At 34.0% G+C, this 20,724-nt stretch carries 20 protein-coding genes; all 20 read left to right on the top strand.

Translation table 11 applies throughout. The features are described 5' to 3' along the window. Position 1 precedes the first annotated feature (1 nt). The 20 genes from fabD (at position 2) to topA (ending at position 20,443) form a co-directional block, all read left to right on the top strand. On the top strand, positions 2 to 952 hold the full coding sequence (fabD, locus tag AN960_RS10910) for an ACP S-malonyltransferase (RefSeq protein ID WP_056470915.1): 951 nt from the start codon (positions 2 to 4) through the stop codon (positions 950 to 952). Continuing rightward, positions 946 to 1,689: a 3-oxoacyl-[acyl-carrier-protein] reductase gene (fabG, locus tag AN960_RS10905; protein ID WP_056470912.1), complete on the top strand. Its 744-nt coding sequence runs from the start codon at positions 946 to 948 to the stop codon at positions 1,687 to 1,689. Before fabD ends, fabG begins: the two co-directional genes overlap by 7 nt. A 67-nt stretch (positions 1,690 to 1,756) precedes the next feature. Then, positions 1,757 to 1,990 carry an acyl carrier protein gene (gene acpP, locus AN960_RS10900; protein ID WP_025568936.1) on the top strand — a complete coding sequence of 78 codons (234 nt, stop codon included), beginning with the start codon at positions 1,757 to 1,759 and terminating at the stop codon, positions 1,988 to 1,990. A 95-nt stretch (positions 1,991 to 2,085) separates the two neighbouring features. Next, complete coding sequence (gene rnc, locus AN960_RS10895) at positions 2,086 to 2,829, top strand: ribonuclease III (protein ID WP_056470910.1); 744 nt, start codon at positions 2,086 to 2,088, stop codon at positions 2,827 to 2,829. 113 nt (positions 2,830 to 2,942) lie between these two features. Beyond that, a complete protein-coding gene (smc, locus tag AN960_RS10890) occupies positions 2,943 to 6,515 on the top strand; it encodes a chromosome segregation protein SMC (protein WP_056470907.1) in 3,573 nt (1,190 codons plus the stop codon). A 14-nt stretch (positions 6,516 to 6,529) separates the two neighbouring features. Next, complete coding sequence (ftsY, locus tag AN960_RS10885; protein WP_056470903.1) at positions 6,530 to 7,522, top strand: signal recognition particle-docking protein FtsY; 993 nt, start codon at positions 6,530 to 6,532, stop codon at positions 7,520 to 7,522. A gap of 199 nt (positions 7,523 to 7,721) precedes the next feature. Further along, entirely contained in the window at positions 7,722 to 8,054 is a 333-nt protein-coding gene (locus AN960_RS10880) for a putative DNA-binding protein (protein WP_056471180.1), read from the top strand. A gap of 16 nt (positions 8,055 to 8,070) precedes the next feature. Beyond that, complete coding sequence (gene ffh / locus AN960_RS10875; RefSeq protein ID WP_056470900.1) at positions 8,071 to 9,414, top strand: signal recognition particle protein; 1,344 nt, start codon at positions 8,071 to 8,073, stop codon at positions 9,412 to 9,414. Positions 9,415 to 9,549: 135 nt separating this feature from the next. Beyond that, on the top strand, positions 9,550 to 9,822 hold the full coding sequence (gene rpsP, locus AN960_RS10870) for a 30S ribosomal protein S16 (RefSeq protein WP_025569022.1): 273 nt from the start codon (positions 9,550 to 9,552) through the stop codon (positions 9,820 to 9,822). Positions 9,823 to 9,836: 14 nt separating this feature from the next. Next, a complete protein-coding gene (locus AN960_RS10865; protein WP_025569023.1) occupies positions 9,837 to 10,064 on the top strand; it encodes a KH domain-containing protein in 228 nt (75 codons plus the stop codon). A 270-nt stretch (positions 10,065 to 10,334) separates the two neighbouring features. Beyond that, positions 10,335 to 10,850, top strand: a complete 516-nt coding sequence (gene rimM, locus AN960_RS10860; RefSeq protein ID WP_056470897.1) for a ribosome maturation factor RimM — start codon at positions 10,335 to 10,337, stop codon at positions 10,848 to 10,850. Next, a complete protein-coding gene (gene trmD / locus AN960_RS10855) occupies positions 10,850 to 11,596 on the top strand; it encodes a tRNA (guanosine(37)-N1)-methyltransferase TrmD (protein WP_056471176.1) in 747 nt (248 codons plus the stop codon). Before rimM ends, trmD begins: the two co-directional genes overlap by 1 nt. A 130-nt stretch (positions 11,597 to 11,726) precedes the next feature. Next, positions 11,727 to 12,071: a 50S ribosomal protein L19 gene (gene rplS, locus AN960_RS10850; protein ID WP_025569026.1), complete on the top strand. Its 345-nt coding sequence runs from the start codon at positions 11,727 to 11,729 to the stop codon at positions 12,069 to 12,071. Positions 12,072 to 12,226: 155 nt separating this feature from the next. Beyond that, positions 12,227 to 12,781 (top strand): signal peptidase I, encoded by a 555-nt coding sequence (gene lepB, locus AN960_RS10845; RefSeq protein WP_056470894.1) that lies wholly within the window; start codon positions 12,227 to 12,229, stop codon positions 12,779 to 12,781. Positions 12,782 to 12,826: 45 nt separating this feature from the next. Beyond that, on the top strand, positions 12,827 to 13,726 hold the full coding sequence (gene ylqF / locus AN960_RS10840) for a ribosome biogenesis GTPase YlqF (RefSeq protein ID WP_056470890.1): 900 nt from the start codon (positions 12,827 to 12,829) through the stop codon (positions 13,724 to 13,726). A 41-nt stretch (positions 13,727 to 13,767) separates the two neighbouring features. Continuing rightward, positions 13,768 to 14,535: a ribonuclease HII gene (gene rnhB / locus AN960_RS10835; RefSeq protein ID WP_286131701.1), complete on the top strand. Its 768-nt coding sequence runs from the start codon at positions 13,768 to 13,770 to the stop codon at positions 14,533 to 14,535. A gap of 372 nt (positions 14,536 to 14,907) precedes the next feature. Next, a complete protein-coding gene (sucC, locus tag AN960_RS10830; protein WP_056470885.1) occupies positions 14,908 to 16,068 on the top strand; it encodes an ADP-forming succinate--CoA ligase subunit beta in 1,161 nt (386 codons plus the stop codon). Between the two features lie 16 nt (positions 16,069 to 16,084). Then, positions 16,085 to 16,999 (top strand): succinate--CoA ligase subunit alpha, encoded by a 915-nt coding sequence (sucD, locus tag AN960_RS10825; protein WP_056470883.1) that lies wholly within the window; start codon positions 16,085 to 16,087, stop codon positions 16,997 to 16,999. Positions 17,000 to 17,242: 243 nt separating this feature from the next. Next, positions 17,243 to 18,109, top strand: coding sequence for a DNA-processing protein DprA (dprA, locus tag AN960_RS10820; protein WP_056470882.1), 867 nt, complete (start codon positions 17,243 to 17,245; stop codon positions 18,107 to 18,109). 258 nt (positions 18,110 to 18,367) lie between these two features. Continuing rightward, positions 18,368 to 20,443, top strand: coding sequence for a type I DNA topoisomerase (gene topA / locus AN960_RS10815; protein ID WP_056470880.1), 2,076 nt, complete (start codon positions 18,368 to 18,370; stop codon positions 20,441 to 20,443). The last annotated feature ends 281 nt before the right edge of the window (positions 20,444 to 20,724 follow it).

Here is a 20,724-nt window from a genome sequence, read left to right as displayed (position 1 = left end):
AATGGGTAAAGTGGCGTTTATTTTTCCTGGACAAGGATCACAAAAAGTTGGAATGGGTAAAGATTTAGCTGAGAGCTATAATGAATGTGGATCTATTTTTGAAACTGCTAACGAACAAATTGGTTTTAGTCTTTCTGAAATTATTTTCAATGGAACTGATGAAGAGTTAACTGCTACATATCATGCACAGCCAGCAATCTTAACAACTTCAATTGCTATGCTTGAGAAGATTAAAGCAGCTGGAATTAAACCAGACTTTGTCGCTGGTCATAGTTTAGGTGAGTTTACAGCGCTTGTAGCAGCAAACAGCATTTCATTTGAAGACGGTGTTAAATTAGTACATAAACGCGGTCAATTAATGGAGCAAGCAGTACCAGTAGGACAAGGTGCAATGGCAGCTGTATTATTTTTAGCTCCAGAAAAAATTGAAGAAGTTATTTCTGAAGTAAATAAAAATGGTCATTCTGTAGGTATTGCGAACTATAATTCTCCTACACAAGTGGTTATTACTGGAGATGCAGAAGGTGTACAAATTGCTTCTGGCTTACTAAAAGAAGCTGGAGCTAAACGTGTATTACCTTTAAAAGTAAGTGGTCCATTCCACTCATCTTTAATGAAACCTGCAAGCGAAGAATTCCAAAATGAGCTTGGTAAAATTAATGTAAATGATTGTGTAACACCATTAATTTCAAATGTTACTGCTAAAGTTGTTACAGATGCAAATGAAATTAAAGAATTATTAGTTAATCAATTATATTCTCCGGTAAAATGGAACCAATCTATTCAAGAATTAGTTGACCTTGGTGTTGATACATTCGTTGAAATTGGTCCTGGTAAAGTTTTAACTGGATTAGTAAAAGCAATCTCTCCATCATCAAAATTAGTAAATGTTTATGATGTTGAAACATTAAACCAATTTTTAAATGAGTGGGAGGAAATAAAATCATGCTAAATGGTAAAGTTGCATTAGTTACAGGTGGATCTCGCGGTATCGGACGAGCAATCGCATTAACTTTAGCTAAAAATGGTGCGAATGTAGTTGTTAATTATTCTGGGAATGAAGCGGCTGCTCTTAAAGTTGTAGAAGAAATTACAGCTCTTGGAGTTAAAGCGATTTGCTATAAAGCAAATGTATCAAATGGTGAAGAAGTTGCAGCTTTAGTAAAAAATACTGTTGATGAATTTGGTAGTATTGATATACTAGTAAACAACGCAGGTATTACAAGAGATGGTCTTTTATTACGCATGAAAGATGCTGATTGGGATGATGTAATTGATACAAACTTAAAAGGCGTATTCAATTGTATCAAAGCAGCAGCGAAGTTTATGACTCGTCAACGTAATGGCCGCATCATTAATATTAGTTCAGTTGTTGGACAAATTGGTAATCCAGGACAAATGAACTATGTAGCTGCAAAAGCTGGCGTATTAGGTTTAACAAAAACAGCAGCAAAGGAATTAGCTACTAGAAATATTACAGTTAATGCAATTGCGCCTGGTTTTATTGAAACTGATATGACAAATGAATTAAATGAGCAAATTAGAACGCAAATGTTATCTAATATTCCATTGCAATCTTTTGGTCAACCAGAAGATATTGCAAACGCAGTAGTATTCTTAGCAATGGATGCAAGTAGATACATTACTGGACAAACAATCAATGTTGATGGTGGACTTGTAATGAATTAGTTTGGCGTTTGCCAAATTTTTATGTATAATGCATAAGTAGACAATCTTTGGGGGGAGGTGAATAATAATGCAAGATGTATTAGAGCGCGTATCAAAGATTATTGTTGACCGTTTAGGTGTAGAAGAATCTGAGATCCAAATTACAAGCCGTTTCAAAGAAGATTTAGATGCAGACTCATTAGACGTAGTTGAATTAGTAATGCAATTAGAAGATGAGTTTGAATTAGAAATTTCTGACGAAGATGCTGAAAAAATCGTCACAGTTGGTGATGTTGTGAACTACATAGAGAGCAACATGTAATGAGAAAAGTCCCGTATTTTATACGGGACTTCTCATCATTTTCTTGACTAGTAGGTTTAGCAGCATATCAAACTGCTTTTTAGTTGGAGGTAAATATGCCGCATTCAAGAAGAGTAAGAGAATTTAAACTTTCTGATGTTGAAAAAGAGAATTTTGTAAAATTACAAAAACAAATAAATATTATGTTTAATAATGAGGGCTTGCTAATTCAAGCGTTTACACATTCATCCTATGTGAATGAGCATCGTAAAAAACCATATGAAGATAATGAGAGATTAGAATATTTAGGGGATGCTGTTTTAGAGCTTACCGTTTCACAATATTTATTTCAAAAATATATCACAATGAGTGAAGGCGAGTTAACAAAATTACGTGCCGCAATCGTTTGTGAACCATCACTTGTGAAATTTGCGCATGAGTTAGATTTTGGTCGATATATATTACTTGGTCGCGGGGAAGAAATGACAGGTGGTCGAACACGTCCAGCACTACTTGCGGATGTTTTTGAAGCATTCATTGGATCATTATATTTGGACCAAGGATTACAAACAGTTATTAACTTCTTATCTCTTCATATATTCCCAAAAATAAACGATGGTGCTTTTTCGCATGTGATGGATTTTAAAAGTCAGTTACAAGAGTTTGTACAAAGAGACTCCACAGGTTCAATTGAGTATAAAATACTTCAAGAAAAAGGACCAGCTCATAACCGAGAATTTGTTTCAAAAGTATTATTAAATGGTGAAACATTAGGAATCGGTAGTGGTAGATCTAAGAAAGAAGCAGAGCAACAAGCAGCTAAAGAAGCATTATTAAAATTAAAAGAGTCAAGTAAATAGATTAAGTAAAAAATCTAGTAGAAACTTGTCGGATAATCGATAAAAATGACGAATTCCCCCTTTTATGGGGGAGTTTTTGTGTATATAATTAAATCAAAAAAGGGGGAATTCAGTTGTTCCTCAAACGACTAGATATAATTGGATTTAAATCATTCGCTCAGCGAGTTAATATAGATTTTGTAAAAGGTGTTACAGCAGTTGTAGGACCAAATGGAAGCGGTAAAAGTAATATTACTGATGCCATTAGATGGGTACTAGGAGAACAGTCAGTCAAATCACTACGAGGAGCGAAGATGGAGGATATTATTTTTGCTGGTAGTGAAGGAAGAAAACCTTTAAATTATGCAGAAGTTACACTGACATTAGATAATGAAGATCAACAATTACCACTTGAGTATAATGAAGTAAGTGTAACTAGACGTGTTTACCGTTCTGGAGATAGTGATTTTTATATTAATAAACAATCTTGTCGGTTAAAAGATATAGTTGATTTATTTATGGATTCTGGACTCGGAAGAGAGGCATTCTCTATTATTTCTCAAGGGAAGGTTGAAGAAATATTAAGCAGTAAGCCAGAAGAACGAAGAGGAATTTTTGAAGAAGCAGCTGGAGTATTAAAGTATAAAAACCGAAAGAAAAAGGCTGAAGCAAAATTATTCGAAACACAAGAAAACTTAAACCGAGTTGATGATATTTTATTTGAACTAAGCTCGCAAATTGAACCATTAAGAATGCAAGCTTCAATTGCAAAGGAATACATAGAACATAGAGATGAGCTAGAAAAGGTTGAGGCAGCTCTATTAGTATACGAAATTGAATCGCTTCACCAGAAATGGGAGGAGCTTAAACAAGAAGTTGCCCAAAACTCTGATTTAGAAATTTCGTTATCGACAGAGATTTCGACTGAAGAATCAAAACAACACGAATTACAAGAGAAATTAAATGCATTAGATGAATCAATTGATCAATTGCAGCAAGTTTTATTAACCGTTACGAAGAACTTGGAAAAATATGAAGGTCAGAAAGAACTAATGAAGGAGCGAAAAAGAAATACTTCAACTCAATCTGAACAATTAAGAAAACAAGTTGATGAAGTTACTGAACAAATAAACGAGACGAATCAATTAATCGAAGCAGAAAAAGAACAAGAAAAATGTTCTCGTCAAAATGTAAACAAAACGAAAACTAATATTGTTGAGATCCAAAATGAGATTATATCTTATGAGGGTGATATTGAAGAACAAATCGAATTAATAAAATCTGATTATATTGAGCTATTAAATAATCAAGCATCGATTAAAAATGAAAAAACGATGCTTGAAAAGCAAAGTCAACAATACTCAGTTAAATCAAGTCGATTAGATTTAGAAAATGAAAAATACATTCGTCAAAGAGAGCAATTACAGAATAGAAAAACTGAATTGCTTAATGAGAAAGAACAATTTGATTTAACATTTAATGAGTTAAATGTTAAATTTGAAACGCTGAATAAGCAGCTTGATGAAACTTCAACAGTTTTAAAGGAAAAAGAAGAATTACTAAATAAAGCTTATCAGTTTATTCAACAAACAAAATCAAGAAAAGAAACACTTGAAGAACTTCAAGAAGATTTTGCTGGTTTTAATCAAGGTGTTAAAGAAATATTGAAAGCAAGAGGCACAAGACTAGAAGGTATTAAAGGTGCAATTGCTGAACTAATTACAACAAACAAACAATACGAAATTGCGATTGAAATTGCACTAGGTGCAGCTACACAACAAATTGTTGTTGAAAATGACGAGCATGCTAGAAGAGCAATTCAATTTTTAAAGCAGCAACGACTAGGCCGAGCTACATTTTTACCTATGAATATTGTTAAAGCTCGTTTTGTACCAGCTAATGTTATTGAAGGATTAAAAAGAAATCCTTCATTTATTGGAGTTGCATCATCCCTTGTTAGTTATTCAAGCGAGTATGAACAAGTGATTCAAAACATACTTGGAACTGTTTTAATCGCACAAGATTTAAAAGGTGCTAATGAACTGGCTAAACTCGTTGGACATCGCTATCGCTTTGTCACGCTTGAAGGTGATGTAGTTAATCCTGGTGGAGCGATGACTGGTGGGGCTGTTCGAACTACGAATTCTTCACTTATTGGAAGACAGCGAGAGTTAGAGGAAATCACTGTAAAGCTAAAAGATATGCAAGAAAAGACTAACTTGCTTGAGAGTGAGGTTCATACTCTTAAAGCGACAAATCTAGAAAGTTCTTCTAAAGCTCAAACAATAAATGAGGAAATTGAAAAGGTTAAGCAAATAATTGTTTCAATTATGGAACAACTAAAAAGTATCGAATTTGAAGAAAAAAATATTAACGATGCTTTAGCAATTTATGATTTAGAAATGGGAAGTTCAGCAAGTGATTTACTAAAGGTTAAAGATCGTCTAGAGGAATTATCGTCGTTAAATGCTAATGTGAAAAATGAGATAATTTCAAAAGAACAGAAGATCAATGAATTAACTGAACGGAAACTAAATCAAAAAGAAATTAAAGATGAATTACAATCGAAGTTAACTAGTCTGAAAATTTCTCTAGCACAAGAAGAGCAAAAGTTAAGTTATAGTAACGAACGAATTCGCCAGTTTGTAGAGAATTCTATAAAACAAAAGCAAATTCTTGAAGAAACGAAGGAAAAAATAATTTTCTTATCAAGTGAACTTATGACGAATGAAAATGGTAAGGAAGAGCTCGAGAAAATAATTTCGGATACTCGAATTGAATTTTCAAAAACGACGGAAATTATTTCTAAACGTCGAGAGCAACGAATTACTTATCAAACGGAGCTCGAAGATTATGCCCAATCATTACGCGAAAAGCAACGTCAATACAAGTCGCTATCTGATTTACTAAAACAACAAGAAGTAAATAGTAATCGACTTGATGTAGAGCTTGAAAATCGTCTAGAACAACTGAATGTGAAGTATATGACTACTTACGAAGCAGCAAAAATGAAATATACTCTAGAAATGACCGTTGATGATGCAAGGAAACGAGTTAAACTATTAAAGCTTTCAATTGAGGAATTAGGAACTGTAAATATTGGTGCAATTGATGAGTATGAACGAGTATCTGAACGTCATGATTTTCTTCAAGAACAAAGAACTGATTTAAATGAAGCAAAAATCACACTTTACAATGTAATTAGTGAGATGGATGAAGAAATGACAAAACGTTTCGAAACGAGTTTTAGTGCAATTCGTGAAAAATTCCAAGTCGTCTTTACTCAGTTGTTTGGTGGAGGAAGAGCTGATTTAGTTCTAACGGATGAGGAAAATTTATTGTTAACAGGTGTCGATATTGTTGCACAGCCACCAGGTAAAAAGCTACAAAATTTAGGCTTATTATCAGGAGGGGAACGTGCGCTTACGGCAATCGCACTACTTTTTGCTATTTTACAAGTACGTCCAGTACCGTTCTGTGTACTTGATGAGGTTGAAGCTGCACTAGATGAGGCCAATGTAGCTCGATTTGCAAAATTCTTAAAATATTTTAGTGAACAAACTCAATTTATTGTTATTACACACCGTAAAGGTACAATGGAAGAATGTGATGTATTATACGGTGTAACAATGCAAGAATATGGAGTTTCTACGCTAGTATCAGTTCGTTTGGATGAAGGCGAAGCATTATTATCGAATGGTAATTAGAAAGGATTGAAATTATGAGCTTTTTTAAGAAATTAAAAGAAACAATCTCAAAACAAACTGAGTCAGTAACTCAAAAATTTAAAACTGGATTAGAGAAATCTAGAAATAACCTTACAGAAGGGTTAAACGATTTATTTGCTAGATACCGTAAAGTAGATGAAGATTTTTTTGAAGAACTTGAAGAAATTCTAATTATGGCTGATGTTGGTGTAAACACAGTAATGGAACTAGTAGAGGACTTGAAAACTGAAGTTAAACGAAAAAATATTCAAGATCCAAAAGGTGTACAAGAAGTTATTTCTGAAAAACTAGTTGATTTGTATAAAGGTGATGATTTAACTGATGATTCATTTGAGTTAAATTTAAATCCTGATGGCTTAACAGTTGTTTTATTCGTTGGAGTTAACGGTGTAGGAAAAACAACTTCAATTGGTAAAATCGCGCATAAACTAAAAACTGAAGGTAAAAAAGTACTACTTGCTGCTGGAGACACATTTAGAGCGGGAGCTATTGATCAATTAGAAGTTTGGGGAGAACGTGTTGGTGTTGATACAATTAAACAAGGTGAAGGTTCAGACCCAGCTGCAGTAATGTTTGATGCGGTTCAAGCTGCAAAAGCTCGTAAAGTAGATGTTTTACTTTGTGACACAGCTGGCCGTCTACAAAATAAAGTAAACTTAATGAAAGAACTTGAAAAAGTACGCAATGTCATTGCTAGAGAAGTACCTGGTGCACCACACGAAGTACTGCTAGTAATTGATGCAACAACTGGCCAAAATGGTCTTGTTCAAGCAAAAACCTTCTCCGAAGCAACAAATGTCTCTGGTATCGTCTTAACGAAACTAGACGGAACGGCTAAAGGTGGTATTGTTTTAGCAATCCGAAATGAACTAAAAGTACCAGTAAAATTCGTCGGCCTTGGAGAAAAAATGGACGACCTACAACCATTCCAAGCAGAACAATTTGTATATGGTCTATTTGGAGATTTAATGAATAAAGAAGCATAATTCAAAAATTATGAAATGACGTGGATATGTTTAAATTGAATGACATATCCACTTTTTTTAAATTGTGCGAAGAAACAACGGTTTAATTTTTATTTTATCGTCAAGTAAAAAACTTGACAGATATTTGTGTATTAGGTAAACTAGCATATGTAAAGGCAATTCACTTAACAAAGGAGTGATAGTTTTGGCAGATCATACAATGTTAGATAAGACGATGAGAATCAATTATCTATATGATTTTTATCATTCTCTTTTAACTCCTAAACAACAAAGCTATATGTCATTATATTATTTGGATGACTATTCTTTAGGTGAGATTGCGGAAGAGTTTAGCATAAGTAGACAGGCGGTTTATGATAATATAAAACGTACTGAAGCTATGTTAGAAGAATATGAAGAGAAATTATTACTTCTAAAAAAATTTCAACAACGAAATGAACTTTTAAATAATTTGAAAACTTATACCAAAACAGGTAAAGTTGTAGATGACGAGTTTCTTCGAGTAATCGATGCGTTAGAGAAATTAGAATAATAAGGAGGACGGTTTTATGGCATTTGAAGGATTAGCCGACCGACTTCAAAAGACATTACAAAAGGTTCGAGGCAAAGGTAAAGTATCTGAATCTGATGTCAAGGAAATGATGAGAGAAGTACGTCTTGCTTTACTTGAGGCGGATGTTAACTTTAAAGTTGTTAAAGATTTTGTGAAACGTGTTTCTGAACGTGCAGTAGGACAAGAAGTATTACAAAGCTTAACGCCTGGTCAACATGTTGTAAAAGTAGTTCAAGAAGAACTAACAGCTTTAATGGGTGGAGAACAAAGCAAAATTGCTGTTGCAAATCGCCCGCCGACTGTTATTATGATGGTTGGTTTACAAGGTGCTGGTAAAACAACAACGACAGGTAAATTAGCGAATTTACTTCGAAAAAAGTACAATCGTAAGCCACTTTTGGTTGCAGCGGATATTTATCGTCCTGCCGCGATTAAACAGCTTCAAACATTAGGTAAACAATTAGATTTGCCTGTATTTGCATTAGGTGATCAAGTAAGTCCTGTTGAAATTGCGAAACAAGCGATTCAACACGCTAAGGATGAGCATCATGATTATGTCCTAATTGATACTGCAGGTCGTTTACATATTGACGAAGGTTTAATGGAAGAACTTGCACAAATTAAAGAACTTTCAAAACCTGAAGAAATCTTCCTTGTTGTTGATGCAATGACAGGACAAGACGCAGTCAATGTGGCACAAAGCTTTAATGATCAATTAGGTTTAACTGGAGTCGTATTGACGAAGCTTGATGGCGATACTCGTGGTGGTGCAGCTTTATCAATTCGTGCAGTGACGAATACTCCAATTAAATTTGTTGGACTTGGTGAAAAACTAGATGCAATTGAGCCGTTCCATCCAGAACGAATGGCATCACGTATTCTAGGAATGGGTGATGTGCTTACTTTAATTGAAAAGGCACAAGAAAACGTTGACCAAGAAAAAGCAAAAGAAATGGAACAAAAATTAAGAAATGCATCTTTTACTTTAGATGATTTCTTAGACCAACTTTCTCAAGTTAAAAAAATGGGACCACTTGGTGATATTTTAAAAATGATGCCAGGTGCAAACAAAATTAAAGGATTGAATGATGTGCAAATTGACGATAAACAAATCGCTCATGTAGAGGCAATTATTCAATCAATGACAAAGCAGGAAAAGCTTACACCAGATATTATTAACTCTAGTCGCAGAAAGCGAATAGCTAAGGGTTCTGGTCGCCCTGTACAAGAAATAAACCGTTTATTAAAACAGTTTGAAGAAATGAAAAAAATGATGAAAATGATGGGCGGTATGCAAAAAGGGAAGAAGAAAGGTTTTAAATTTCCGGGCTTATTCTAATCTAATTGTATAATTTTCCAGCATTTAAACATCATTTAATAAAAAATTATGCTGTTAAGAAATTTTACTTTACAAACAGTATTGGTTTTTGATAATATATAAATCGTTGTAAATATTTTCGGAGGTGCTTTAAAAATGGCAGTTAAAATTCGTTTAAAACGTATGGGAGCTAAAAAATCTCCTTTTTACCGTGTAGTAGTAGCAGACGCTCGTTCTCCTCGTGATGGACGTTTCATCGAGGAAATTGGAACTTACAATCCAGTTGCTCAACCAGCTGAAATCAAAATTAACGAAGAAGCAGCATTAAAATGGTTAGGAACAGGTGCTAAACCATCTGATACAGTTCGTAACTTATTCTCTAAAGCTGGTATCTTAGAGAAATTCCACAACGCTCGCAACGGCAAGTAATTATGGAAAAAAAGATGAATACACTCATAAATGCAATTGTTTCAAGTCTTGTAGATCATCCAGAGGATATTTCACTTCAAGTTAAAGAAGATGAGAACAATCTATTCTTTCATTTACAGGTAAACCCTGAAGATGCTGGTAGAGTGATTGGCAAACATGGTAAAATTGCTAAAGCGATTCGTACGGTTGTATATGCAGCGAGTAATGAACACGCAAAACGTATTCACTTAGATATTCAGTAATGTAAAACGGTCCTTGGCTATAGCTAAGGGCCGTTTTCAACATTACAGAGTTTTACTTAGAAAGCCCAAAATAAAGTGATAGCCACTTTTTATGAATTGAACGAGTCGTTTATTCAAGAGGTAGCTTTTGATGCTTTAATGACTTTAAGATATGCTATACTTGGCATTAAGCAATCTGTTTTAACCGTTGAAGTCTCAAGTAGACATATATACAATCTAAATGGTCAAACTAATAATAAATAGAAGAAATTTTAATATAGAGGTAAAAGAATGAAAAAATATTTAAATGTCGGAAAAATTGTAAATACACATGGAGTTCGAGGAGAGGTTCGTGTTATTTCAAGAACTGATTTTCCAGAAAAACGTTACGTAAAAGGTAATACACTATATTTCTTTAAAGAAAATGAAACAACACCAATTGAATTAATCGTAACAAGTCACCGTGTACATAAAAATTTTGATTTACTTACATTTGAAGGGTATGAGTCTTTAAACTCTGTAGAACCACTTAAAAATGGGATTTTAAAGATTACTGAAGATCAATTACACGAGCTAGATAAAAATGAGTACTATTACCATGAAATCATTGGTTGTGTTGTTGAGACAGTTGATGGAGAAGAAATCGGAAAAATAAAAGAAATTTTATCTCCAGGTGCAAATGATGTTTGGGTTATACAAAGAAAAGGTCAAAAAGATGCTCTTATTCCTTATATCGAGCAAATTGTGAAAGAAATAAATGTGGAGAATAAAAAAGTTAAAATCGAATTAATGGAAGGTCTATTATGATGAAATTAGATTTTCTAACTCTTTTTCCAGAAATGTTTGAAGGAGTTTTAAATTCTTCTATTCTAAAAAAAGCACAGGAAAAAGAGGCTGTTAAGTTTCGTTGTGTAAATTTTAGAGATTTCTCTACGAATAAACATTCAAATGTTGATGACTACCCATATGGTGGGGGCGCTGGTATGGTACTAGCCCCACAGCCTATTTTTGATGCTGTTGATGAATTAGTATCAAAAAGTGAAAATAAGCCGAGAGTAGTCCTTCTATGCCCTCAAGGAGAGCGATTTAGTCAACGTAAAGCTGAAGAGCTTGCAAAAGAGGAGCATTTAATCTTTATTTGTGGACATTATGAAGGTTATGATGAACGAATTCGTGAACATGTAGTGACAGATGAAATCTCAATTGGAGATTATGTATTAACAGGTGGAGAACTAGGTGCTATGGTAATTGCTGATAGTGTTGTTCGGTTATTACCTGGTGTACTTGGTAATACAACTTCAAAAATTGAAGATTCATTTAGTACAGGTTTATTAGAGCATCCTCATTACACAAGACCTGCCGATTTTAGAGGCCATAAAGTACCAGATGTTTTATTATCTGGAAATCATGCTCTAATCGAAGAATGGCGAACAAAACAATCTTTTAAGCGAACGATAACGCGTCGTCCAGATTTACTTGAAAACTACGATCTATCTAAAAAAGAGTCACAATGGATGGATCAAGTAAAAGAAGAATTAAAACAAGAAAACTAGTTGCGCGCACTAATAGAATATGTTAATATAACTTGTGGCTTGAGTAATTACTTAAGCCTTTATTCTCGGTGTTCCGCTGCGAGTCACTAAATCTTGTAAGAGCATCGGTTGGAAAAGGAGAGCATAAATTATGCAAAATTTAATCAACGAAATTACAAAAGAACAACTAAGAACTGACTTACCAGCATTCCGTCCTGGTGATACTGTACGAGTTCACGTTAAAGTTGTTGAGGGTACTCGTGAGCGTATCCAATTATTCGAAGGTGTAGTTATTAAACGTCGTGGTGGCGGAATTAGCGAAACTTTCACAGTTCGTAAAATTTCTTACGGAGTTGGTGTTGAACGTACGTTCCCAATTCACACTCCAAAAATTGCTAAATTAGACGTTGTTCGTCGCGGTAAAGTACGTCGTGCTAAACTTTACTACCTACGTGCACTTACTGGTAAAAAAGCAAGAATTAAAGAACTTCGATAGTCTTTTGAAAGGAGCTTGTATAAAACAAGCTCCTTTTTTTCCAATATTTGTAGATTATGGATATAATAAAAAGTAAAATAGAATACATAAATAAAGTTATTAACTTTACTGGTTTAAAAATGCAAAACGTATGGTTATTAAATGGAGGGATTAGGTTGAAAGAAAGCAATAGTGGTGGAATTTGGGAATTAGTTAAAACAATTTTTATTGCGCTTGTACTTGCACTTGGTATTCGAACATTCCTTTTTACACCGGTTTTAGTTGATGGTATCTCAATGATGCCAACACTACAGGATCAAAGTAGAATGATTGTAAATAAAATCGTATACAAACTACATGAACCTAGACGTTTTGATATAGTAGTCTTCCATGCTACAAAGGAAAAAGATTATATTAAACGAGTTATTGGCTTACCAGGTGACACAGTAGAATATAGAAACGATGTCCTATATGTTAACGGTAAACCGTATAAAGAACCATATTTAAACGAATATAAAAAAGAAACAACAGATGGTCCTCTAACTGAAGACTTTAAGTTAGAAGAGATTACTGGTAGAAAAACTGTACCTAAAGGACAAGTATTCGTTTTAGGTGATAATCGTCGATTAAGTAAAGATAGTCGTATTATCGGAACAGTTAGTCAAAAAGAAATTTTAGGCCGAGCAAGTTTTGTTTTTTGGCCGTTATCTGAGGTTGAAATGGCTAAATAAAAGCCGAATTAATCTTGATTATTCAATGTATAAGAAGGTGGCAACATGACGATTCAATGGTTTCCAGGCCATATGGCAAAAGCTAGAAGACAAGTTACAGAAAAACTTTCACTAATTGATGTAGTAATTGAATTAGCGGATGCAAGGGTACCCGCAGCTTCTAGAAATCCAATGATCGATGAAATAATTTCAAATAAACCAAGATTACTTTTGTTAAATAAAGCGGATTTAGCGGATCCAAGAGTTACTCAGCAATGGTTAGCGCATTATGAAAAACAAGGCGTAATGGCAATTGCTATCGATGCGGCATCTGGACAAGGGTTAAAAGCAATTATTTCTTCTTGTGAAATACTTGTAAAAGAGAAGTTTGATAAAATGAGATCTAAAGGGATTAAACCTCGCGCAATTCGAGCGTTAATTGTAGGGATCCCGAATGTTGGTAAGTCGACTTTAATCAATAAGCTTGCACGAAAGAATATTGCTAAAACTGGTGACCGTCCAGGCGTAACGCAAGCACAGCAGTGGATAAAAGTAGGGAAAGAAATTGAACTGCTTGATACACCAGGTATATTGTGGCCTAAATTTGAAGACCAACTTGTAGGTCTTCGTTTAGCAACTACAGGAGCAATTAAAGATAGTATCATTAACCTTCAAGAGGTAATGATTTATGCGATTAAATATTTAAGAGAGTTTTATCCAAATGTATTAAAAGAAAGATATGACATGAATGAGGAAGTTTTATTTTCTGAAGAAGTCGTTGATATTTTTGATCATATTGGAAAGAAACGTGGATTACTTATGTCAGGCGGAATTATAGATTATGATAAAACATCTGATTTATTTTTACGTGAGCTAAGAGCGGGAAAATTAGGAAGATTAACTTTCGAAAATCCATCAATGCTTGAAGTGACTGATGAAATATTAGAAGAAAGTGCGCAAGAATAAGCGTACTTTCTTCTTTTTTAATGAAAATTAAGGAGTTCTAGATTATGTCTCTGAAAATAGATGAAATAAAAAATAAACTAAGTGAATTAACTGACCCAACAAATGAACTCTTAAAAGAATTAGAAAGTGATCAAAGAATTGGTGTGCAAAAGCTAATTGCTAAATGGTATAGAGAACAAGAAAAAAAAGATTTAGCTAGAAAGAAATTTCTTAAAATGATGGAATATGAACAGAATCTTTATAGTCAAAATATAAAGTTAATTGCAGGAGTAGATGAAGTTGGTAGAGGTCCATTAGCTGGTCCTGTTGTAGCAGCAGCTGTAATTTTAGCGGAAAATACTGAGCTAATTGGATTAGATGATTCAAAAAAATTATCGAAAGAGAAACGACAGTACTTCGTAAAGCGGATCAAGGAAGAAGCAATTTCTTATGGAGTTGGAATGGCCAGTTCAACTGAAATTGATGAAATCAATATTTATGAAGCAACTAAATTAGCGATGAGACGTGCAATTGAACAACTTACTCATTCGCCTGAACATTTATTAATTGATGCAATGAAACTCCCGCTAGATATTTCTCAAACATCAATCATTAAGGGCGATGCAACAAGTATCAGTATAGCAGCTGCATCTGTACTTGCAAAAGAAACAAGGGATTCTTTAATGTGCGAACTAAGTTTAAAGCATCCAAACTACGGATTTGAAAAGCATATGGGATATGGAACAAAGGAACATCTAAAAGCGATTGATGAGCATGGAATTATTAATGAACATAGAAGATCCTTTGCACCAATAAAAGATAAAGTTTGAATGTAAAAATAATTGGTAGTTAACATACATCAAATTACTGAAGTGGACTAAAATATATTAGATTAATGACAGTTAAGATTACATAATATTCTAAGTTTATATTAAGTAGATAAATGAATCGAAATGATGTAAACCTAAAATCAAAAATGATTCAAACTGTTGTTAATCTATTTTTTATAGGGTAAGGATATATTATTGGAAAAATAATATTGTAATATGATAAACTACATTGACTATTGTATATGAAAAGGTTTTCTATAAAAAACATAGAATATTTAATTCTTTTCTACTAAAGTATTTACAGTATATTCTGTAAGAGATACAATAGGGATGTGTTTTAATTTGTCTTGTTCTAAAAGGGGAGGATGGATCATGAATATCCATGAGTATCAAGGGAAAGAAATCCTACGAAGCTATGGCGTAAAAGTACCAAACGGTAAAGTTGCATTCACAGTTGAAGAAGCAGTAGAAGCAGCTAAAGAATTAGGTACAGCTGTATGCGTAGTAAAAGCTCAAATTCACGCTGGTGGCCGCGGTAAAGCGGGTGGCGTAAAAGTAGCGAAAAATTTAGATGAAGTAAATACATATGCTAGTGAAATACTAGGTAAAGTATTAGTTACTCATCAAACTGGACCAGAAGGTAAGGAAGTTAAGCGCTTACTTATCGAAGAAGGCTGCGATATTAAAAAAGAATATTATGTTGGTTTAGTTTTAGACCGCGCTACTTCTCAAGTTGTATTAATGGCTTCTGAAGAAGGTGGAACTGAAATTGAAGAAGTAGCAGAAAAAACACCTGAAAAAATCTTTAAAGAGTATATTGATCCAGCAGTAGGTCTACAAGGCTTCCAAGCTCGTCGTATTGCGTTCAATATCAACATTCCAAGCAACTTAGTAAACAAAGCTGTTAAGTTCATGATGGGCTTATATAGTGCGTTTATCGAAAAAGATTGCTCAATCGCTGAAATTAACCCATTAGTAGTTACTGGTGATGGTGAAGTAATGGCATTAGATGCAAAGTTAAACTTTGACTCAAATGCTTTATATCGTCATGCAGACATTTTAGCTTACCGTGACTTAGAAGAAGAAGATCCAAAAGAAATCGAAGCTTCTAAGTATGACTTAAACTATATTTCTTTATACGGAAATATCGGATGTATGGTTAATGGTGCTGGTCTAGCAATGGCTACAATGGATATCATTAAACACTACGGTGGAGACCCGGCTAACTTCCTTGATGTTGGGGGCGGTGCTACAGCTGAGAAAGTTACAGAAGCATTTAAAATCATCCTTTCTGACCAAAATGTTAAAGGTATTTTCGTTAATATCTTCGGTGGCATCATGAAGTGTGATGTTATTGCTGAAGGTGTAATCGAAGCAACTAAACAAGTTGGTTTACACTTACCATTAGTTGTTCGTTTAGAAGGAACGAATGTTGAATTAGGTAAGAAGATTCTTAATGAGTCAGGCTTAAACATTGTTGCAGCAGATTCAATGGCTGATGGCGCTGAAAAAATCGTTGCACTTGTAGGCTAAGAAAGGGAGGATAAAAATGAGCGTATTCATTAATAAAGATACAAAAGTCATTGTACAAGGTATTACTGGTTCACAAGGCTTATTCCATACAACTCAAATGTTAGAGTATGGTACAAAAATCGTTGGTGGTGTAACTCCTGGTAAAGGTGGAACTGACATTGCTGGCGTACCTGTATTCAATACAGTTAAAGATGCAGTTGAAGCTACTGGTGCTAATGCATCTGTAATCTACGTACCACCAGCATTTGCTGCTGATGCAATCATGGAAGCAGTTGATGCAGAATTAGATATCGCTATTTGTATTACAGAAGGTATTCCAGTACTTGATATGGTAAAAGTTAAAAAGTACATGGAAGGCAAAAAGACTAGATTAGTTGGTCCTAACTGTCCTGGTGTTATCACTCCAGATGAGTGTAAAATTGGTATCATGCCTGGTTACATTCACAAAAAAGGTCATGTAGGAATCGTATCACGTTCTGGTACATTAACTTATGAAGCTGTACATCAATTAACTCAAGCTGGTATTGGTCAATCTACAGCTGTAGGTATTGGTGGAGACCCTGTAAATGGAACAAACTTCATCGATGTATTAAAAGCATTCAATGAAGATCCAGAAACTTATGCAGTTATTATGATCGGTGAAATCGGTGGAACTGCAGAAGAAGAAGCTGCTGAGTGGGTACAAGCTAATATGGCGAAACCAGTAGTAGGATTTATTGGCGGTCAAACAGCTCCAGAAGGTAAACGTATGGGACATGCTGGTGCTATCATCGCAGGCGGTAAAGGTACTGCTAAAGAGAAAATGGCTACAATGGAAAGCTGTGGCATTAAAGTTGCACTTACTCCTGCAGTAATGGGCGAAACTTTAATTGGTGCATTAAAAGAGCGTGGCTTATATGAACAATGTAAGACACATGAAGCTTTAGTATAAGAATGATAAATTAAGTAGCCTCCGATAGGAGGCTACTTAATTATTAGACAAAAGTTCGAAAAATATTATTATCAGACTGATTGAAAACGCTTGTCTTTCGAGGCGCGTAGCCTGGTGAGGAGCGGAGTTACCTTGACGGTAATGAGCACCACAGACAGGCGAAGCAACGAAGAAAGAGAGCGTTTGCCAACAGTCTGAGTAGCCTCCGATAGGGGGCTACTTTCTTATAAGAAAGGAGAATACATGGAAAAGAAAATTCGACTTATTCATTTGCATCATTTTTTATTTGAAAACTATCAAGCAATCAAAAAGATACTTCTCTATGATCCACATTTAGAAAACCTCTATCAATACTCACCTTCTACATTTAAAACTACATTTCAAATGACTTCAAACGCCGCTGAAAAATTATATAGTCAACTTCATTCAACTTCCATTTTTGATATTTTAAAAGAAAGCTATAAAAAAAATATTAAAATTATTACAATTTATGATGATTTATATCCGGATTTGTTAAGAGAAATATGTGACCCTCCGTTTGTTTTATATTTAAAAGGAAATCAAAATATCCTTAATGAACAATTTATGTTGAGTATAATTGGAGCTAGAAAACCAACTTTATTTGCGAAAATTATTTGTGATTCGATAATTTTAGGCCTAATAAAAGAAAATTGTGTTATTGTAAGTGGAATGGCATCTGGATGCGATTCAATTGCACATAATTCTGCTATTTTCCACAACGGAACAACGATTGCAGTTGTCGGTTGTGGGTTAGACTATATTTATCCGAAAGAAAACCGTAACTTATTTAATGAAATATCATTAAATCATTTAGTTATTAGCGAATATCCATATTATATTGGACCAGAAAAAAGATATTTTCCTAGAAGAAATAGAATTATTGCTGGGTTATCAAAAGGTTTAATCGTTTTAGAGGCTAAGGAAAAGAGCGGGACGATGATTACTGCAAATTTTGCAATTCAATATAATAGAGAGGTATTTGCAGTGCCAGGTCCGATTATAATGGAAGAATATAAAGGAAATCATCGATTAATTCAGGATGGAGCGAAATTAATTACATGTACAAATGATATTTTAGAGGAATTTTAGGAATATACTAAAAAATAAAAAAATATGTTTATATTACAAAATATTGACAATACTAAGGCGACTTGTGTTATTTTATATCTAAATAAAATTTGACTAATGTATAGAATAAACTATACAATTTGAAATTGTATGAAGGAAAATCAAAAATATAAATTGAACTCTTCTTATTATGAATCTATTTGAGAATACATAAGAATAAAAGAAAGAAATAAGGAATACAGAGAGTAATGAATAGGAAACTCTCGGGAGGCTTAAAAGATGGCAGAAAATTTAGTTATAGTGGAGTCCCCTTCAAAGGCTAAAACAATAGAAAAGTACTTAGGTAAGAAATTCAAAGTAATCGCATCAATGGGACATGTTCGAGATCTACCTAAAAGCCAGATGGGGATTGAAATAGAAAACGATTACAACCCAAAATACATAACAATCCGTGGAAAAGGTCCAGTTTTAAAGGATTTAAGATCTGCTGCGAAAAAAGCAAAAAAAATCTATCTAGCAGCCGATCCAGATCGCGAAGGTGAAGCAATAGCATGGCATATTGCGAATACACTTAATATCGATACATCATCGGATTGTCGTGTAGTGTTTAATGAAATTACTAAAGATGCTATTAAAGAGTCTTTTAAAAAACCTAGACCAATTAATATGAATTTAGTAGACGCTCAGCAAGCAAGACGTGTGCTAGATCGATTAGTAGGGTATAACATAAGCCCATTACTATGGAAGAAAGTGAAAAAGGGCTTAAGTGCAGGTCGAGTTCAATCTGTCGCTCTTAGACTAATCATCGAACGAGAAAAAGAGATTGGAATCTTCCAACCTGAAGAATATTGGACAATTAAAAGTAAGGCTTTAACAAAGAAAGAAACATTTGATACTTCTTTTTACGGAGTTAATGGTAAAAAAGTGGAATTGAATTCTGAAACTGATGTAAAAAATGTTTTATCACAAATTAAAGGTGATCACTTTGAAGTTCTAAGTGTTACTAGAAAAGAACGTAAACGTAATCCAGCAACTGCTTTTACTACTTCCTTACTACAGCAGGAAGCAGCTAGAAAATTAAATATGCGTGCAAAGAAAACGATGATGATTGCACAGCAATTATATGAAGGAATTTCCCTAGGTAGTGGAGGCCAGGTCGGGTTAATCACATATATGAGAACTGATTCAACTAGAATATCCGATGTTGCGGCTGAGGAAGCAAAATCTTATATAATTGATACTTATGGTGCAGATTTTGTTGCTACAAATAAAAAAAGCGAAAAAAAATCAGATAAAGTACAAGATGCACACGAAGCAATTAGACCAACATCAACTTTACGTTCGCCTGATACGATCAAAGCTCATGTTAGCCGCGATCAATATCGACTTTATAAATTAATATGGGAACGATTTGTTGCTAGTCAGATGGCATCTGCAATACTAGATACGGTAAAAGTTGACTTAATTAATAACGATGTAATATTTAGAGCCAATGGGTCAGTAGTTAAATTCCCTGGTTTTATGAAGGTGTATATAGAAAGTAATGATGATGGCACAGAAGAAAAAGACCGTATCCTTCCACCGTTAGCTGAAGGTGAGAAAGTTAAATTAGAAGATCTATTACCTGAACAACATTTTACTCAGCCACCACCACGTTACACGGAAGCTAGATTAGTAAAAACTCTTGAAGAGTTAGGGATTGGTCGTCCATCAACTTATGTACCAACTTTAGAAACGATACAAAAACGTGGATATGTTTCATTAGATAATAAAAGATTTGTCCCTACTGAACTAGGTCAAATAGTATTTGATTTAGTCGTTGAGTTTTTCCCAGAAGTAATTAATATTGAGTTTACGGTTCAAATGGAAGGTGACCTTGATAAAATTGAAGACGGCAATGTGAACTGGATTCAAATCATAGATCAATTTTATAGAGGTTTTGAGAAGCACTTAGAAATAGCTGAAAAAGAAATGCAAAAAGTTGAAATTAGAGATGAACCTGCTGGTGAAGACTGTGAATTATGTGGAAGCCCGATGGTATTTAAAATGGGTAGATACGGTAAGTTCATGGCATGCTCAAACTTTCCAGATTGCAGAAATACAAAAGCAATCGTAAAAGATATTGGTGTCAAATGTCCTACATGTAAAGATGGGAATATAATCGAACGTAAATCGAAAAAGAATCGAATATTCTATGGATGCACGAATTATCCTGAATGTGAATTCTTATCATGGGATAAGCCAATTGCGAGACCATGTCCAAAATGTGAAAACTTATTAGTTGAAAAGAAAATGAAAAAAGGTATTCAAGTTCAATGTGTATCATGTGACTACAAAGAGGATCAACAAGTGTAAGCAATTAATTTTCTTGCACTTAGACTACCAGCAAAAACGCTTGCTATCCTCGTTGACTCGTCGCCTGCCGAGGTGCTTATTACTGTTTAGGTTAACTTTAGTTCCTCATCAGGATTCGCAACTCTAAAGTCAAACGTTTTCAATCAGACTAAAAATTCATATTTACTGAGACTTTGTCCAAATAAAAGTGTGAGCAATTAATTTGCTCACTTTTACTTTTCATATCAACTTTTAATTAAGAAATCTTTAAGAAAAAATTATAAAATATTATTACGTAATTT

It is taken from the genome of Bacillus sp. FJAT-25509, from assembly GCF_001420605.1.
Taxonomy (GTDB): Bacteria; Bacillota; Bacilli; order Bacillales; family Bacillaceae_G; genus Gottfriedia.
Note: the sequence above shows the minus strand (reverse complement) of the source record. Positions and strands in the feature narration are given on the sequence as shown.

Bases quoted from the DNA above. Each gene is read 5' to 3' on its own strand.
- fabD (WP_056470915.1), top strand. From the start codon at position 2: ATGGGTAAAGTGGCGTTTATTTTTCCTGGACAAGGATCACAAAAAGTT.
- fabG (WP_056470912.1), top strand. From the start codon at position 946: ATGCTAAATGGTAAAGTTGCATTAGTTACAGGTGGATCTCGCGGTATC.
- acpP (WP_025568936.1), top strand. From the start codon at position 1,757: ATGCAAGATGTATTAGAGCGCGTATCAAAGATTATTGTTGACCGTTTA.
- rnc (WP_056470910.1), top strand. From the start codon at position 2,086: ATGCCGCATTCAAGAAGAGTAAGAGAATTTAAACTTTCTGATGTTGAA.
- ftsY (WP_056470903.1), top strand. From the start codon at position 6,530: ATGAGCTTTTTTAAGAAATTAAAAGAAACAATCTCAAAACAAACTGAG.
- AN960_RS10880 (WP_056471180.1), top strand. From the start codon at position 7,722: ATGTTAGATAAGACGATGAGAATCAATTATCTATATGATTTTTATCAT.
- ffh (WP_056470900.1), top strand. From the start codon at position 8,071: ATGGCATTTGAAGGATTAGCCGACCGACTTCAAAAGACATTACAAAAG.
- rpsP (WP_025569022.1), top strand. From the start codon at position 9,550: ATGGCAGTTAAAATTCGTTTAAAACGTATGGGAGCTAAAAAATCTCCT.
- AN960_RS10865 (WP_025569023.1), top strand. From the start codon at position 9,837: ATGAATACACTCATAAATGCAATTGTTTCAAGTCTTGTAGATCATCCA.
- rimM (WP_056470897.1), top strand. From the start codon at position 10,335: ATGAAAAAATATTTAAATGTCGGAAAAATTGTAAATACACATGGAGTT.
- trmD (WP_056471176.1), top strand. From the start codon at position 10,850: ATGAAATTAGATTTTCTAACTCTTTTTCCAGAAATGTTTGAAGGAGTT.
- rplS (WP_025569026.1), top strand. From the start codon at position 11,727: ATGCAAAATTTAATCAACGAAATTACAAAAGAACAACTAAGAACTGAC.
- ylqF (WP_056470890.1), top strand. From the start codon at position 12,827: ATGACGATTCAATGGTTTCCAGGCCATATGGCAAAAGCTAGAAGACAA.
- sucC (WP_056470885.1), top strand. From the start codon at position 14,908: ATGAATATCCATGAGTATCAAGGGAAAGAAATCCTACGAAGCTATGGC.
- sucD (WP_056470883.1), top strand. From the start codon at position 16,085: ATGAGCGTATTCATTAATAAAGATACAAAAGTCATTGTACAAGGTATT.
- dprA (WP_056470882.1), top strand. From the start codon at position 17,243: ATGGAAAAGAAAATTCGACTTATTCATTTGCATCATTTTTTATTTGAA.
- topA (WP_056470880.1), top strand. From the start codon at position 18,368: ATGGCAGAAAATTTAGTTATAGTGGAGTCCCCTTCAAAGGCTAAAACA.